The 16,607-nt window shown below is 47.0% G+C and carries 16 protein-coding genes; 10 read left to right on the top strand and 6 right to left on the bottom strand.

The window, feature by feature from the left end; all coding sequences use genetic code 11:
* The first annotated feature begins 33 nt into the window (after nt 1-33).
* Together RAC86_RS00415 and RAC86_RS00410 are read left to right on the top strand one after the other, a co-directional pair.
* Nucleotides 34-1,164 carry a DEAD/DEAH box helicase gene (locus RAC86_RS00415; protein ID WP_072565924.1) on the top strand — a complete coding sequence of 377 codons (1,131 nt, stop codon included), beginning with the start codon at nt 34-36 and terminating at the stop codon, nt 1,162-1,164.
* A 67-nt stretch (nt 1,165-1,231) separates the two neighbouring features.
* Nucleotides 1,232-1,672 carry a GNAT family N-acetyltransferase gene (locus RAC86_RS00410; protein WP_072565925.1) on the top strand — a complete coding sequence of 147 codons (441 nt, stop codon included), beginning with the start codon at nt 1,232-1,234 and terminating at the stop codon, nt 1,670-1,672.
* A 52-nt stretch (nt 1,673-1,724) separates the two neighbouring features.
* Here the strand turns inward: RAC86_RS00410 and RAC86_RS00405 are convergent, their stop codons facing one another.
* The 6 genes from RAC86_RS00405 to RAC86_RS00380 all read right to left on the bottom strand — a co-directional run bounded on the left by RAC86_RS00405 (nt 1,725) and on the right by RAC86_RS00380 (nt 7,158).
* Nucleotides 1,725-2,744, bottom strand: coding sequence for an NADP-dependent oxidoreductase (locus RAC86_RS00405; protein ID WP_072565926.1), 1,020 nt, complete (start codon nt 2,742-2,744; stop codon nt 1,725-1,727).
* A 106-nt stretch (nt 2,745-2,850) separates the two neighbouring features.
* On the bottom strand, nt 2,851-3,648 hold the full coding sequence (gene yfmF / locus RAC86_RS00400) for a Fe(3+)-citrate ABC transporter ATP-binding protein YfmF (RefSeq protein ID WP_072565927.1): 798 nt from the start codon (nt 3,646-3,648) through the stop codon (nt 2,851-2,853).
* Between the two features lie 12 nt (nt 3,649-3,660).
* Complete coding sequence (gene yfmE / locus RAC86_RS00395) at nt 3,661-4,662, bottom strand: Fe(3+)-citrate ABC transporter permease YfmE (RefSeq protein WP_014113011.1); 1,002 nt, start codon at nt 4,660-4,662, stop codon at nt 3,661-3,663.
* The gene (gene fecD, locus RAC86_RS00390; protein WP_041520887.1) at nt 4,659-5,660 is read right to left on the bottom strand and encodes a Fe(3+) dicitrate ABC transporter permease FecD; all 1,002 of its coding nucleotides are present in this window, start codon (nt 5,658-5,660) and stop codon (nt 4,659-4,661) included. The genes yfmE and fecD overlap by 4 nt, the downstream gene beginning before the upstream one ends.
* Before the next feature lie 72 nt (nt 5,661-5,732).
* Nucleotides 5,733-6,680 carry a Fe(3+)-citrate ABC transporter substrate-binding protein YfmC gene (yfmC, locus tag RAC86_RS00385; RefSeq protein WP_072565928.1) on the bottom strand — a complete coding sequence of 316 codons (948 nt, stop codon included), beginning with the start codon at nt 6,678-6,680 and terminating at the stop codon, nt 5,733-5,735.
* 109 nt (nt 6,681-6,789) lie between these two features.
* The gene (locus RAC86_RS00380; protein WP_072565929.1) at nt 6,790-7,158 is read right to left on the bottom strand and encodes a YfmB family protein; all 369 of its coding nucleotides are present in this window, start codon (nt 7,156-7,158) and stop codon (nt 6,790-6,792) included.
* Between the two features lie 240 nt (nt 7,159-7,398).
* Here RAC86_RS00380 and RAC86_RS00375 point away from each other — a divergent pair, with 240 nt between their 5' ends.
* The 8 genes from RAC86_RS00375 (at nt 7,399) to RAC86_RS00340 (ending at nt 16,529) form a co-directional block, all read left to right on the top strand.
* A complete protein-coding gene (locus tag RAC86_RS00375) occupies nt 7,399-7,746 on the top strand; it encodes a YflT domain-containing protein (RefSeq protein ID WP_003223026.1) in 348 nt (115 codons plus the stop codon).
* 192 nt (nt 7,747-7,938) lie between these two features.
* Entirely contained in the window at nt 7,939-9,201 is a 1,263-nt protein-coding gene (locus tag RAC86_RS00370) for a pectate lyase (RefSeq protein ID WP_072565930.1), read from the top strand.
* Nucleotides 9,202-9,329: 128 nt separating this feature from the next.
* Nucleotides 9,330-10,766: an anion permease gene (locus tag RAC86_RS00365; protein WP_014113016.1), complete on the top strand. Its 1,437-nt coding sequence runs from the start codon at nt 9,330-9,332 to the stop codon at nt 10,764-10,766.
* A 179-nt stretch (nt 10,767-10,945) separates the two neighbouring features.
* A complete protein-coding gene (gene yflR, locus RAC86_RS00360; RefSeq protein ID WP_072565931.1) occupies nt 10,946-12,532 on the top strand; it encodes a two-component sensor histidine kinase CitS in 1,587 nt (528 codons plus the stop codon).
* 13 nt (nt 12,533-12,545) lie between these two features.
* Nucleotides 12,546-13,226, top strand: coding sequence for a two-component response regulator CitT (citT, locus tag RAC86_RS00355; protein WP_072565932.1), 681 nt, complete (start codon nt 12,546-12,548; stop codon nt 13,224-13,226).
* A 2-nt stretch (nt 13,227-13,228) separates the two neighbouring features.
* Nucleotides 13,229-14,188 (top strand): tripartite tricarboxylate transporter substrate binding protein, encoded by a 960-nt coding sequence (locus tag RAC86_RS00350; protein ID WP_072565933.1) that lies wholly within the window; start codon nt 13,229-13,231, stop codon nt 14,186-14,188.
* 189 nt (nt 14,189-14,377) lie between these two features.
* Nucleotides 14,378-15,679 carry an Mg(2+)/citrate complex secondary transporter CitM gene (gene citM / locus RAC86_RS00345; protein ID WP_003242978.1) on the top strand — a complete coding sequence of 434 codons (1,302 nt, stop codon included), beginning with the start codon at nt 14,378-14,380 and terminating at the stop codon, nt 15,677-15,679.
* Between the two features lie 55 nt (nt 15,680-15,734).
* Nucleotides 15,735-16,529, top strand: coding sequence for an MBL fold metallo-hydrolase (locus RAC86_RS00340; protein WP_072565934.1), 795 nt, complete (start codon nt 15,735-15,737; stop codon nt 16,527-16,529).
* Nucleotides 16,530-16,607: the final 78 nt, after the last annotated feature.

Raw genomic sequence — 16,607 nt, 5'->3', positions numbered from 1 at the left:
TGGAATAGATTTCAGGAATTGAGGAGAACAAAAATGACGCAAACTTGGCCATTTTTACATAATGCACAATCATTTATACAAGAGAATTGGAATGCTTCCGGCTTTCAAAAGCCAACCCCTGTTCAGGAGCAGGCAGCACAGCTGATTATGGACGGAAAGGATGTCATCGCGGAATCTCCGACAGGCACAGGCAAAACACTTGCATACGCACTGCCGGTCTTGGAACGGATCAAACCAGATCAGAAGCATCCGCAGACGGTGATTTTAGCGCCTTCGCGTGAGCTGGTGATGCAGATTTTTCAGGTGATTCAGGATTGGAAAGCGGGCTCAGAGCTGCGCGCGGCTTCCTTAATCGGTGGGGCGAATGTGAAGAAGCAGGTCGAAAAGCTGAAGAAACATCCGCATATCATTGTTGGTACGCCGGGCAGGGTGTTTGAACTGATTAAAACGAAGAAACTCAAAATGCATGAAGTGAAAACGATTGTACTGGATGAAACGGATCAGCTTGTCCTGCCGGAGCATCGCGAAACGATCAAGCAGATCATTAAAACGACATTAAGAGACCGGCAGCTTCTATGTTTTTCTGCCACTCTTAAAAAGGAAACAGAAGACGTGCTCCGTGAATTGACGCACGAGCCTGAGATTCTGAATGTGGCTAGAAGCAAAGCGGAAGCAGGCAAAGTGAAGCACCAATACCTCATTTGTGACCAGCGTGACAAAGTAAAGCTGCTGCAAAAGCTTTCAAGACTTGAAGGCATGCAGGCGCTTGTGTTTGTGAGAGACATCGGAAACCTGAGCGTATACGCGGAAAAACTGGCGTACCATCATGTGGATCTTGGCATTCTTCACAGTGAGGCGAAAAAGATGGAGCGGGCGAAGATCATTAAAGCGTTTGAACAGGGCGAGTTTCCGCTGCTGCTGGCGACTGACATTGCCGCGCGCGGCTTGGATATCGAAAAGCTGCCGTACGTGATTCATGCTGATATTCCTGACGAAGACGGCTATGTTCACAGATCAGGCCGAACAGGACGGGCTGGGAAAGAAGGCAACGTGCTGAGCCTCGTAACGAAACTGGAAGAATCAAAGCTGAAAAAAATGGCGAAGAAGCTTGGCGTGGAGCTGAGTGAAGCTGTTTATGCAGGCGGAAAATTGAAGACGAAATAAAAAGGAGGGCGGAAAGCCCTTCTTTTTGTTGTAAAATAATAGAAAAAGGTTCGTGCGGGGTGAGGAGATGGCTTCAATAGACAGATTTCAAATATTGAAGGAGCCTGAGCTGAAAATTCTTGAACACTGGTTCGAAAATGAGGATACCATGCGAAGAATGGATGGGATGCTGCCATTAGATGTGTGGTATGCACGAGTGAATAAAGATGAAGACAATACTGTCATCATGGCATATGACGGGCAGCTGCCGGCAGGGATGGTCGTTATGGAGTTCGTGGAGGAGCGGGCGTATATTGGATTGATCGTAAATCCTTTGTGCCGGCTTCAAGGGTACGGAAAACAGATATTAAAAAAACTGCTGAATGACCCTGATTTTACTAGAGTGCGGGAATGGGCTGCATGCATTGAAGAAGACAATCGAATCAGTTTGGCTTGCTTTCAAGCAGCTGGATTTACTATGGAAGAACCTGATGAAGATGGCTTTCTCACTTTGATTCTTCGGACCTGACCATACACAAAAACAAGGAGGGCAAAAAGCCCTCCTTGTTTTCATTATCATGTCAGCTCGGATCACTGACTTTGATCAGCTGTTTTCCTTTATTTTCGCCTTTAAATAAGCCGAGAAACGCGTCAGGAATGTTTTCGAAGCCTTCTGTGATGGTTTCCTCGTAATGGAGCTTTCCGTCCTTCAGCCATTCGGCCAGCTGTTTTGCTCCCTCAGAAAAGCGATCGGAGTAGTCGCCTACAATAAACCCTTGCATTAGAGACTTCGTTTTGATCAGCTTCGATTGGACGCGAGGTCCTATGTCATCTGCTTCACTTTCCGCGTTGTAGGAAGAAATGGCGCCGCACACCGGAATGCGGGCAAATTCATTGAGCAGGTTCATGACCGCATCTGAAATCGGCCCGCCGACATTGTCAAAATACACATCGATACCGTCAGGACAAGCGTCTTCAAGCGCTTTCTGGATATCTTCTGCTGTTTTGTAATTGATGGCTTCGTCAAATTGCAGCTCCTGTTTTAAATACGCTATTTTTTCATCAGAGCCTGCGATGCCGACGACTCGCGCGCCTTTGATTTTGGCAATTTGCCCGACCGCTGAACCGACGGCTCCCGCAGCTCCGGAGACGACCACGGTTTCACCTTCTTTCGGGCGCCCGATGTCCAGCAGTCCGAAATATGCCGTCAAGCCGGTCATTCCCAAAATGCCGAGATAGGCCGAAGCGGGAGCGAGGCTTGTATCAATTTTTCGCAAGGCAGACTCGCTGACAGCCGAAAATTCCTGCCAGCTGAGGTTTCCGATGACGATATCGCCTTTTTTCAGATGCTCACCGTCTGACACGACTTCAGCGATAACCCCGCCAGAGAGTGCTTCATCCAAGCCGAACGGTTCAACATATGACTTCGTATCCTGCATACGGCCGCGCATATAAGGGTCAACCGATACATAAAGCGTTTTGACAAGCACTTCACCCTGTTGGGGTTCAGGGACGGGGATCGTTTCAAAGCGGAAGTCTTCATGAACGGGAACCCCTTGCGGACGTCTGGCTAATTGAATCTGCTGTTGAGTTTTTGTCATATTCATCCTCCTATTACTTGATTGACACCAATGTAACACGGACTAGTGATGAAATACAAAAGGTACGCAGGCATAGAAAAAAGGAGAGGGTTTCCTCTCCTTTTCATTACGCCCGTAATTTCGGGCACAGGCCCGTCGGCAGGCACATGGGCTTCTGGTCGATCGGGCTTCTCATGATGCAGCATTCCAAGCCGAAGACTTCACGGAAAAACGGCTGGGTAAACACATCTTCCGGTGTTCCGGCATTGTATATTTTTCCGTCCAGCACACTGATCAGATAGTCAGCATATTGAGCGGCCTGGTTTAAATCATGGAGCACCATCACAACGGTGCGGCCATGATCGCGGTTTAGCTTTTTCAGCAGCTCGAGCACTTCAATCTGGTGTGAAATGTCTAAATACGTGGTCGGTTCATCAAGCAAAAGCAAATCAGTGCCTTGCGCAAGCGCCATGGAAATCCATGCTCTTTGTCTTTGGCCGCCTGACAGGGCATCCAGTGTCCGTTCTTTCAGATCAATCATGCCCGTTGCGTCCAGCGCCCACTCTACCATGTCGTGATCCTCTTGGGTATGCTTGGATAACAGCTTTTTGTGAGGATGTCTGCCGAAATAGCATAATTCCTCAACCGTCAATCCTTCAGGAGCCTGAGGAGATTGAGGAAGAATGGCCAGTTTTTTTGCGACTTCTTTTGATGGCTGGCGGTGTATATCTTTTCCTTCCAATAGGACCGTACCGCTTTTTGGAGCCATCAGCCTGGCGAGCGATTTGAGGATTGTTGATTTCCCGCAGCCATTGGCGCCGATGAGCGCAGTGATTTTTCCTTCTTCTATCTTTAAATCGACTCCGTCAATAATCACTGTACTGTCATATGAAAGAGTGAGCTGGTCTGCAGCCAGTTTTCCCATGGTATCCTCTCCCTACTGTTTCCTCGCTTCGAACTTCAATAAATATAAAAAATAAGGCGCGCCGATCACGGCTGTCAATATTCCGGCCGGTATTTCAACCGGAGGCATGATGCCGCGCCCTAACGTATCTGCAATTAATAATATAATAGCACCAATCAATGCTGATGCAGGCAGTAAATATTTAGCTTTTTCTCCGGTAAGCCGTCTGGCGATATGCGGAGCAAGCAAGCCAATAAAACCGATTGAGCCGACGACGGCTACACAGCTTCCCGCCAGTGCAACCGCGGTGAAAATCAGGATGAATCTCAGCCGGTTTGCGTTTTCGCCGAGACCCTGCGCAAGCTCATCACCGAGTGACATAAGATCCAGCTTCGGTATGAGAATGCAGACGATCGGAAAAAGAACCAAAAGCCATGGTGCAAGCAGCTTGACTTCTTCCCAGTTTCTTCCCCATAGGCTCCCTGTCAGCCAAATGAGTGCAGCATTCACGTCGCCCGGAAACTTGACCATCATATATTGCATCCCGGCGTGGCAAACCGCGCCTAAGGCAATGCCTGATAAAGCCAATGAAGAGGGCTGAATGCTTTTTTTGCGGGCTATCATTAATAATAGTACAGCAATAATGGCTGCTCCGGCAAATGCAGAGAACGGAAGCACGTACACCGGCGATTCAGGAAAGATCAGAATGACAGCCATCGCCGCAAGTCCGGACCCTTTTGAAATGCCGACAACGTCCGGGGAAGCGAGCGGGTTGCGGATGACACCCTGCAAAATCGCTCCGGCCGCGGCAAGCCCGGCACCGGCCAAAATCGCTAATATAATCCGTGGCAGGCGGTATTGCTGGATGATGAATTCAAAGGAATGATCCAGTCCCAACAAGTTCGTCACTACCGCATCCGGTGAAATGTATAATGCACCGAAGCCGATGCTGATGACGGACAGAACGATCAGAATCACGGCCAATATGAGTATCGCCAGCAAGGGGCGTTTTTGTTTTCTGGTTGTTTTCTTCATTTCAGATTTCGCCCTTTCCTTGCCAAATATAAGAAGAACGGTGTTCCGATAATCGCGGTGACGATGCCGACCGGTGATTCATAAGGAAATGCAATCCACCTGGCCAGAACATCTGCGTACACCAGCAATATGGCACCGAGCAGCGCCGAAAACGGAAGCACGTATTGATAATGTTCTCCGATCAGCTTGCGGACAATATGTGGAACGAGCAGTCCGACAAAGCCGATCGGCCCGGCGACAGCTACAGAAGCACCGGATAGAATTAAAATGATAAAGCTGATCAGAATCCGGATGCCGTTCATATTTTGCCCAAGCCCTTTTGCTGTTTCGTCTCCGAGACCAAGTACAGAAACAGAACCGGAAAACACGAGGGCAAGCCCGATGCCGATGACAGAAAACGGAGCGATGGTCATGACGTCCTGCCAATTGCTTCCGTCAATCGCGCCTGTCATCCAGTACAGAACATCCTCTCCCGACTCATTTAAAATAATGATGGCCTGTGTCATGGAGGAGAGGAACAGATGCACCGCCATTCCCGACAATGCCAGCTTGACAGGTGTCATTCCGCCGGATGAGGCAATCATATACACAATCGCGCCGCCTGCAGCCGCACCCGCAAAAGCGAATACAACGGAAGAATAGGGCGATGCCGGCAGAATGACGAGAGAAGCAACGACAAAAAGCGATGCACCCGCATTCACACCGAAAATTTGAGGTGAAGCCAGAGGGTTTCTGGTCATGGCCTGCATCAGCGCCCCTGCTACGGCCAGGCTGGCGCCGACGAAAACGCCGATCAATGTGCGGGGAAGGCGAAGAGTAGAGATGATGAGCTGTTCCTTTGAACCATCCCATACAAAAAGATATTTCAATGAATCTATGATGCCGATGTCTGAGGCTCCTACTGAAAGATTCAGCCCAAGCCCGAATATCAAAATGATCAGTGCGATGATGAACATCATCAGTCTTGATGATGAGCGCCGTTTGGGTGAATGATACAACAGTCTCACTTCCTTACTGCGTCTGGTTGCAAAAACGAAGAAGCAAGGATTTCCCCTCGCTTCTCATTTGTCCTATTTATTATACACTTTTTTAAGCACGTCTTTGGCGCTTGTTTCACTAGACTTGATGCCTCTGAATCTTGTCCAAGTGTCACGGTCCGCATCATAGACTTGTCCGTTTTTCACCGCTTTGAGATTTTTCCAGAGCGGGTTCTTTTTCCACTCGTCTACAATTGTCTTGCCTTCGTTGGCTGAGATGAACAAAATATCAGGATCGATTTTGCTCAATTGCTCGAGGCTGACCTCTTGATAGGCGTTATCTGACTTCACAGCGTGTGTAAAGCCAAGCATTTTAAAGATTTCTCCGTCATAAGATGATGACGTATGAAGCTGGAAGGAATCTGCTCTTGCAACCCCGAGAACGATGTTGCGGTTTTCGTCTTTCGGGAGTTCCGCTTTTAGATCGTTGATGACTTTTTTATGCTCGGCAAGCTTTTCTTTTCCTTCATCTTCTTTATTTAATGCTTTAGCAATGGTTGTAAAGCTGTCGATCGTTTCGTCATATGTCGCTTCCCGGCTCTTTAATTCTATCGTCGGGGCGATTTGTTTCAGCTGTTTATAAATGTTTTTATGGCGCTCAGCGTCAGCGATAATTAAATCAGGCTTCAAGGAACTGATGACCTCAAGATTTGGTTCGCTGCGTGTGCCTACAGATGTATAATCAATGGAGCTGCCGACAAGCTTTTTAATCATATCTTTTTTGTTGTCATCGGCGATGCCCACCGGCGTAATGCCAAGATTGTGAACGGCATCCAAGAATGAAAGCTCAAGCACTACCACCCGCTTAGGTGTGCCGCTTACTGTCGTTTTTCCTTCTTCGTCATGGATCACTCTGGAATCCTTAGACTTGTTTTCGCTGCTCCCGCTGTTATTCTGGCTGGATGAACAGCCGGATACAATGAAGCAGGCGATTAATAAAACACTCATGATGGCAATCAACTTGTTAGAATAGGTGCGCATGTCATTCTTCCTTTTTTTAGATTTAGTAATGAGAATCATTATCACATGTAAACACTATAATAGCATGGCTCATCATGTCAATATTTTTTTAGTAAAGAAAGCTTCGGTATTACTGCTTTCTCATGAAAGCATCATCAGACACAAATAAATGGTATACAGCATTGCCGTGTCTGCGGGATAAAAACGCATTGGCATTGGTTTTAGAGGTTTCGAGCATTTCAGCGTTGACATATGGAAGGAGAGCGCCGAGATAGCCGGACAATTTCTTTTCTATTTCTTCTGCGAGTGCGAATTCAATGTCGCCGATATTCATAATAATCGAGAAAACAAAGTCGATATCGATATGAAAATGTTCCTCAGCAAAGACCGCAAGCTCGTGAATTCCGGGTGAACAGCCGGATCGCTGATGAAAAATCTGTTTGACTAAATCACTCACAACCCATGCATTATATTGCTGTACTGGTGAAAAATATTGCATTAGACATACCTCCTGCTTGTACGGATAAAGTGCAATTCATGATCGTTTGCTCCGCGCAGCGGTTTCTCTTTGATTTTGACTTTTCTGAAAATAGTTCCGTTCCTACCACTTTACCATGGGCCGAAAATAAATGGCTACTACCATTCTTCCTGTTTTTCTATTCAATGTTCTGGAATCTGTTTCGTCCATAGGTGATCGGGTATGAAAGAAATATAGTAATCATGAAGGAGGAATGTCGGAATGAAACCAGTTGTAAAAGAGTATACAAACGACGAACAGCTCATGAAGGATGTAGAAGAATTACAGCAAATGGGTGTTGCGAAAGAAGATGTATACGTCTTAGCTCACGACGATGACAGAACGGAACGGCTGGCAGACAACACGAACGCCAACACGATCGGAGCCAAAGAAACGGGTATCAAGCATGCGGTAGGAAACGTGTTTAATAAAAAAGGGGACGAGCTCCGCAATAAAATTCATGAAATCGGTTTTTCTGAGGATGAAGCCGCTCAATTCGAAAAACGTTTAGATGAAGGGAAAGTGCTTCTCTTTGTGACCGATAATGAAAAAGTGAAATCCTGGGCGTAATGCAGGGAAAAAACCCAAAAGGCCAACTTCGGCTTTTTGGGTTTTTTTGCGGTCTTTGCGGTGTAGTTTTGCAGAATGCCGCAATAAGATAGCGGAACATTTTCGGTTCTGGATGTCCCTCAATTTGCTATCATATCTTTGTGAGAAATTGGAATATAATCTCACAAAATAGAAAATGGGGGTTCATAGTGAATGAAAAAAGTGATGTTAGCCACGGCTCTGCTGTTAGGGTTGACTCCAGCTGGCGCGAACGCGGCGGATTTAGGCCATCAGACATTAGGATCAAATGATGGCTGGGGCGCGTACTCGACCGGTACAACAGGCGGATCAAAAGCGTCGTCCTCGAATGTGTATACCGTCAGCAACAGAAACCAGCTTGTCTCGGCATTAGGCAAGGACACCAACACAACGCCAAAAATTATTTATATTAAGGGAACGATTGACATGAACGTCGATGACAATCTGAAGCCGCTTGGTTTAAATGATTATAAAGATCCAGAGTACGATTTGGACAAATATTTGAAAGCCTATGATCCTAGCACATGGGGCAAAAAGGAGCCGTCGGGGACACTAGAAGAGGCGAGAGCACGCTCTCAGAAAAATCAAAAAGCACGAGTCATGGTGGATATTCCTGCAAACACGACGATCGTCGGTTCAGGGACAAATGCCAAAATCGTGGGCGGAAACTTCCAGATCAAGAGTGATAATGTCATCATCCGCAACATCGAATTCCAGGATGCTTATGATTATTTTCCGCAATGGGATCCGACTGACGGCAGCTCAGGAAACTGGAACTCACAATACGACAACATCACGATAAACGGTGGCACGCATATATGGATTGACCACTGTACATTTAATGACGGCTCACGTCCGGACAGCACATCGCCAAAGTATTTCGGCAGAAAATATCAGCACCATGACGGCCAAACCGATGCCTCTAACGGCGCTAACTATATCACGATGTCTTACAACTATTATCACGATCATGATAAAAGCTCCATTTTCGGATCAAGCGACAGCAAAACATCTGATGATGGCAAATTAAAAATTACGCTTCACCATAACCACTACAAAAATATCGTCCAGCGCGCACCGAGAGTCCGCTTCGGACAGGTTCACGTATACAATAACTATTATGAAGGCAGCACAAGCTCCTCAGATTATGCCTTCAGCTATGCGTGGGGAATCGGAAAATCATCTAAAATCTACGCTCAAAACAATGTCATTGACGTACCGGGACTGCCAGCTGCTAAAACGATCAGCGTATTCAGCGGGGGAACGGCTTTATATGACTCAGGTACACTTCTAAATGGCACGCAGATCAGCGCATCGGCTGCAAACGGGCTGAGTTCTTCTGTCGGCTGGACACCGTCACTGCACGGCACAATCGATGCTTCCGCGAATGTAAAATCGAATGTTATATCTCAAGCGGGTGCGGGTAAACTAAATTAAGAAATGTAAAAACACAAAGGGCTGCTCACCTTTGTGTTTTTTTAATTAATTAAAATGTTTATTAACTTAGTTAAGGAGTAGAATGGGAAAGGGGATCGGAAAACAAGTATATAGGAGGAGACCTATTTATGGCTTCAGAAAAAGACGCAGGAAAACAGTCAGCAGTAAAGCTTGTTCCATTGCTAATTACTGTCGCTGTGGGACTAATCATTTGGTTTATTCCCGCTCCGTCCGGACTTGAACCTAAAGCTTGGCATTTGTTTGCGATCTTTGTCGCGACAATTATCGGCTTTATCTCCAAGCCCTTGCCAATGGGTGCAATTGCAATTTTTGCATTGGCGGTTACTGCACTAACTGGAACACTTTCAATTGAGGATACATTAAGCGGATTCGGGAATAAGACCATCTGGCTTATCGTTATCGCATTCTTTATTTCCCGGGGATTTATCAAAACCGGGCTCGGTGCGAGAATTTCGTATGTATTCGTTCAGAAATTCGGGAAAAAAACCCTTGGACTTTCTTATTCACTGCTGTTCAGTGATTTAATACTTTCACCTGCCATTCCAAGTAATACGGCGCGTGCAGGAGGCATTATATTTCCTATCATCAGATCATTATCCGAAACATTCGGATCAAGCCCGGCAAATGGAACAGAGAGAAAAATCGGCGCATTCTTATTAAAAACCGGTTTTCAGGGGAATCTGATTACATCTGCTATGTTCTTAACGGCGATGGCGGCGAACCCGCTGATTGCCAAGCTGGCCCATGATGTCGCAGGGGTGGACTTAACATGGACAAGCTGGGCAATTGCCGCGATTGTACCGGGACTTGTAAGCTTAATCATCACACCGCTTGTGATTTACAAGCTGTATCCGCCGGAAATTAAAGAAACACCGGATGCGGCGAAAATCGCAACAGAAAAACTGAAAGAAATGGGACCGTTCAAAAAATCAGAGCTTTCCATGGTTATCGTTTTTCTTTTGGTGCTTGTGCTGTGGATTTTTGGCGGCAGCTTCAACATCGACGCAACCACAACCGCATTGATCGGTTTGGCGGTTCTATTATTATCACAGGTTCTGACTTGGGATGATATTAAGAAAGAACAGGGCGCTTGGGATACGCTCACTTGGTTTGCGGCGCTTGTCATGCTGGCCAACTTCCTGAATGAGCTAGGCATGGTGTCTTGGTTCAGTAATGCTATGAAATCTTCTGTATCAGGATTCTCTTGGATCGTGGCATTCTTAATCTTAATTGTTGTGTATTTCTATTCACACTACTTCTTTGCAAGCGCGACAGCCCACATCAGCGCGATGTATTCAGCATTTTTGGCTGTGATCGTGGCAGCGGGCGCACCGCCGCTTTTAGCAGCGCTGAGCCTCGCATTCTTCAGCAACCTGTTCGGGTCAACGACTCACTACGGTGCTGGAGCGGCTCCAGTCTTCTTCGGAGCAGGCTACGTTCCGCAAAGCAAATGGTGGTCCATCGGATTTATCCTGTCGATCGTCCATATTGTCGTATGGCTTGTCATCGGCGGATTATGGTGGAAAGTACTAGGAATATGGTAGAAAGAAAAAGGCAGACACGGTCTGCCTTTTTTATTTTAAAGCAATTCCCTTATCTTCATTCAACTAATCTGCAAAACATATTTCCTCCTATTGTTTACCTTCAAAGATATGGATTTTGAAAAATGAGAAAATTCCCTATGAAAAATGGTATGATCTAGGTAGAAAGGACGGCTGGTGCTGTGGTGAAAAAGCGGTTCCATTTTTCCCTGCAAACAAAAATAATGGGGCTGATTGCGGCTCTGCTGGTTTTTGTCATTGGTGTGCTGACTATTACGTTAGCCGTTCAGCATACACAGGAACAACGGAGACAGGCAGAGCAGCTGGCGGTTCAGACGGCGAGAACCATATCTTATATGCCGCCGGCTAAAGAGCTCATTGAGAGAAAAGGCGGACATGCGGCTGAGAAGCAAGAGGTCATTGAACGAATGAAAGAACAGACTGGCGCGTATGCCATTTATGTGTTGGACGAAAAAGGAGACATTCGGAGCGCCTCGGGTAAAAGCGGCCAAAAGAAACTGGAGCGCAGCAGAGAAATTTTGTTTGGCGGCTCGCATGTTTCTGAAACAAAAGCGGATGGACGAAGAGTCATTAGGGGGAGCGCGCCGATTATTAAAGAGCAGAACGGATACAGCCAAGTGATCGGCAGCGTGTCTGTTGATTTTCTGCAAACCGAGACAGAACAAAGCATCAAAAAGCATCTGAGAAACTTGAGTGTGATCGCTGTGCTTGTGCTGCTGCTCGGATTTGCCGGTGCCGCCGCACTGGCGAAAAGCATCAGGAAGGATACGCTTGGCCTTGAGCCGCATGAGATCGCGGCTCTTTATCGGGAGAGGAATGCAATGCTTTTCGCAATTCGAGAAGGGATCATTGCCACCAATCGTGAAGGCGTCGTCACCATGATGAATGTATCGGCGGCCGAGATGCTAAAGCTTCCCGAGCCTGTGATCAATCTCCCTATTGATGACGTTATGCCGGGAGCCAAGCTGAAGAGTGTGCTTGAGCAAGGAGAAATGCTGCCGAACCAAGAGGTAAACGTCAATGATCAAACTTTTATCATCAATACGAAAGTGATGACTCAAGGCGGGCAGGCGTATGGGATTGTCGTAAGCTTTCGGGAGAAAACAGAGCTGAAAAAGCTGATCGATAAACTGACAGAGGTTCGCAAATATTCAGAGGATCTTAGGGCGCAGACCCATGAATTTTCAAATAAGCTTTACGCGATCTTAGGGCTGCTTGAGCTTGGTGAGTATGATGAAGCCATTGATCTGATTAAAGAGGAATACGCGATACAAAATGAGCAGCATGATATTTTATTCCATAACATCCATTCGCAGCAGGTGCAGGCGATTTTATTAGGAAAAATAAGCAAAGCATCGGAAAAGAAGGTCAAGCTGTCTATTGATGAGAACAGCTCGCTCGCGCCTCTTCCTGCACATATCGGCTTGTCTCATCTCATTACGATTATCGGCAACTTAATTGATAACGCTTTCGAAGCTGTAGCGGATCAAAGCGTGAGGGAGGTATTGTTTTTCATCACGGATATGGGCCGTGATATTGTCATCGAAGTATCAGACACAGGGCCTGGTGTACCGCTTGATAAGACAGAAGCTGTGTTTGAAAGAGGTTATTCCTCAAAGGGGATGAAGAGAGGCTACGGTCTGGCCAATGTGAAAGACTCAGTGCGTGAACTGGGCGGCTGGATCGAACTGGCGAATCAAAAAAATGGCGGTGCGGTATTCACTGTGTTTATACCGAAGGAGAAATAAAGGGGGAATCCATTTGATTCACATCGCGATTGCGGAGGATGATTTTCGGGTTGCGCAAATCCATGAGAGATTGATTGAACAGCTTGATGGATTCAAGATTATCGGCAAGTCGGCCAATGCCAAAGAAACAATGGCGCTTTTGGAGAAACAAAAGGCTGATTTGCTTTTGCTGGATATTTATATGCCGGACGAGCTTGGGACCACATTGATTCCTGAGATAAGAAGCCGATTTCCTGAAGTGGATATTATGATCATCACAGCGGCTACAGAAACCCGTCATTTGCAGGAAGCGCTCAGGGCAGGGATTGCCCACTATTTGATCAAACCCGTAACGGCTGACAAGTTCAGACAGGTGCTGCTTCAGTATAAAGAAAAAAGGAAGCTGCTTTTGTCTCAGCCAGAGGTCAGCCAATCCATGATTGATCATATTTTCGGGAACAGTGTGAAGGCATCTTTGCCGGCAGAGGATTTGCCGACAGGCATTAATTCGATTACACTGCGAAAAATTAAGGAAGCGCTTCGAACTGCGTCAGAAGGATTGACAGCGGAAGAGCTTGGAGAAAAAATGGGAGCGTCACGAACGACTGCCCGCCGCTATGCCGAGTACCTTGTGGCAAAGGATGAAGCAAGAGCCGAGCTTGAATACGGGATTATCGGCAGGCCGGAGAGAAAATATTATTTGGCGGCGGACTAGATATGAAAAAATGTATGATTCTATTGATTGCTTTATTGGTCTTTATGCAGGGGGACATCAGGCAGGCGGCTGCGCCGCGCCTGCCTGACGGGCCGATTGAAATTGTCGTCCCCGCTGAACCTTCTGGCGGCTGGGATGTCACAGCGCAGGCGATCCAAGCCGTTTTGAGGAAGAAGCAGATCGTGAAGGATGAGGTTCATATCGTCTATAAACCCGGCGGCGGGGGAGATAAAGGCTGGAAATATGTCAACGAAAGCAGCAAACAGACCATCAGCATGACGTCCAGTTTAATACTGAGCAATGATCTTCTTGGGCAAAGCAAATTAAAAATTGACGATTTTACTCCGCTCGCCATTCTCTCCAAGGAATGGCAGACGGTTGCATTGCCAAAAGGATCGGCGTTAACTAACGGCAAGGATTTGCTGAATGAAATTAAGATGCATCCCGGCAAGGTGAAAATCGGCTTTGCCCCGGGCCTTGGCAATGATGATCAGCTCTCGTTCGTCAGAGCGGCAGATATGTACGGCATTGACTCTTTTGACATTCAATTTTTGCAGTATGACAGCAGTGAACAGCTCATTCAGGCGCTGATCAGACATGAGATAGAAGCGGCTTCAATGACACTTTCTGAAGCGAAACCATATGAGCGGCACGGCGATATCACGTTAGCTGCTGTAACGTCTGATAAAAGACTTCCCGGTTTTCCTGATGTACCAACGTGGAAAGAGCAGGGGATTCCGTTTGTTTTTTCACATTGGAGAGGGGTTTTGGGTCCGAAAAACATGTCGGAGGAAGAGATTTCTTTCTGGGATCAAGCGCTAAAGAAGGTCACATCCTCGCCTGAATGGAAGCGGAAAATAAATGAACTGGACTGGGAAAGCTTTTATTTGAACAGCAGGGAAACGAAACGGTTTCTTGACCAGCAATCCGCTTTTTACCAAAGCATTATGACAGGGAATTAAGATCCCGGCATTCCGGGATCTTTTTGATGTGCCCAAAAATGATCAAAAAGAACAAAACGGTTATAAAAAATTAAAAATACATAAAAACCAAATTATTTACTTGCGAGTGGTTTTCCCATACGATGGCAAAAAGGCAAGGGGAAGTAAGGGAGAAAAAATGTAAGCGGATTCATTTAAGGAGGAATGGATGTGTTAGCAATTTTAGGCTTTCTCATGATGCTCGTGTTTATGGCATTGATCATGACAAAACGGCTTTCTGTTTTGACAGCATTAGTTTTGACGCCGATTGTGTTTGCACTTATCGCCGGATTTGGATTTACTGAAGTTGGGGACATGATGATTTCGGGGATTCAGCAAGTCGCGCCGACTGCGGTCATGATTATGTTTGCGATCTTATATTTTGGAATTATGATTGATACAGGGCTGTTTGATCCGATGGTTGGCAAAATTTTAAGCATGGTCAAAGGCGACCCTTTAAAAATTGTGGTCGGGACAGCGGTTCTTACGATGCTCGTCGCCTTGGACGGAGACGGTTCGACAACGTATATGATTACGACAAGCGCAATGCTTCCTCTCTATTTGCTGCTTGGCATCCGGCCGATTATTCTGGCGGGAATCGCGGGAGTCGGCATGGGAATCATGAACACGATTCCGTGGGGTGGCGCGACGCCGCGGGCGGCGAGCGCGCTGGGGGTTGATCCAGCTGAGCTTACAGGGCCGATGATTCCTGTCATTGCAAGCGGAATGCTTTGTATGGTGGCGGTTGCGTATGTGCTTGGAAAAGCGGAACGAAAGCGCCTTGGTGTGATTGAACTGAAACAGCCGGCCAATGCCAATGAACCGGCGGCTGCGGTTGAAGATGAGTGGAAGCGGCCGAAGCTTTGGTGGTTTAATTTATTGTTAACGCTTTCTTTAATAGGATGTTTGGTATCGGGTAAAGTCAGTTTAACCGTACTGTTTGTCATTGCGTTTTGTATTGCACTGATTGTGAATTATCCAAACCTTGAGCATCAGAGACAGCGCATCGCAGCACACTCCAGCAACGTGCTGGCCATCGGCTCCATGATTTTTGCTGCGGGGGTGTTTACGGGGATTTTGACAGGCACCAAAATGGTTGATGAAATGGCGATTTCGCTCGTATCTATGATTCCTGAACAAATGGGCGGGTTGATCCCGGCGATTGTGGCCTTAACAAGCGGCATTTTCACATTCCTGATGCCGAATGACGCGTATTTCTACGGGGTGCTGCCGATTTTATCAGAAACGGCTGTCGCATACGGTGTGGATAAAGTGGAAATTGCCAGAGCCTCTATTATCGGCCAGCCGATTCATATGCTTAGCCCGCTTGTGCCGTCCACTCATTTGCTTGTCGGACTTGTCGGAGTTTCTATTGACGACCATCAAAAATTCGCCTTGAAATGGGCGGTTCTCGCAGTGATCGTCATGACGGCTATCGCTCTATTGATCGGTGCGATCTCTATTTCCGTATGATAATTCAGGCGTAATGACACACACTAACGGCATACAACATACCGGAGGTGTCATCATGAGTGATCCTTATATGCCGATGACTTCAGTCAGAAGCGGAACGGGGTTCGAAGCGGCAAAAGGGGTGCACGGCCTGACCGTGCAAATTGCGAATGTCTATTTTATTCAGCTGCCTTCTGAACCTCGCTCATTTGTTTTAATTGATGCCGGCATGCCTCAATCAGCCGGCATGATTGTAAATGAAGCCAAACAAAGATTCGGCGATGATTTTCAGCTGAAGGCGATTATCCTCACACACGGGCACTTTGATCATATCGGGGCGATAGAAGAAATCCTTGAGCATTGCGATGTTCCTGTTTATGTCCATTCTCGGGAAATGCCTTATGTAACAGGTAAAGAGGATTATCCTCCGGCTCGTCCTGACAGTAAGAGCGGGCTGGTCGCCAAACTGTCGCCGCTGTTTCCGCGGCACTCCATCGATATTTCCTCACATGTGCAGGCACTGCCGGAAGACGGCTCTGTACCGTTTCTTGACGAGTGGATGTGGATTGCGACTCCCGGACACACACCCGGCCATATTTCGTTATTCCGCGAGGACGGGCGCGTGCTTGTGGCAGGTGATGCAGTCATTACAGTGGAACAGGAGAAAATGGCAGACGTCTTGATTCAAAAACAGGAGCTTCATGGGCCGCCGGCTTATTTCACGCCTGACACAGCGACTGCTGCCGAATCCATTCAGAAGCTTGCCAGCCTTGAACCGGAAGCACTGCTGACGGGGCATGGCATACCGATGACCGGCAAAAACTTTCGCAGTGACTTAATTGAATTGGCAAATCGTTTATCGTCTCTTTGACACCCGCGGACACACGGGTGTTTTTTATGTTTTCCAAGAAGATACAGAAAAATCATTTGTCTTCCGGCTTAAAAACGA

The organism is Bacillus sp. LR_5, from assembly GCF_042709275.1.
The sequence above is the reverse complement of the archived record's forward strand: the minus strand, read 5'-3'. Positions and strand labels throughout refer to the sequence as shown.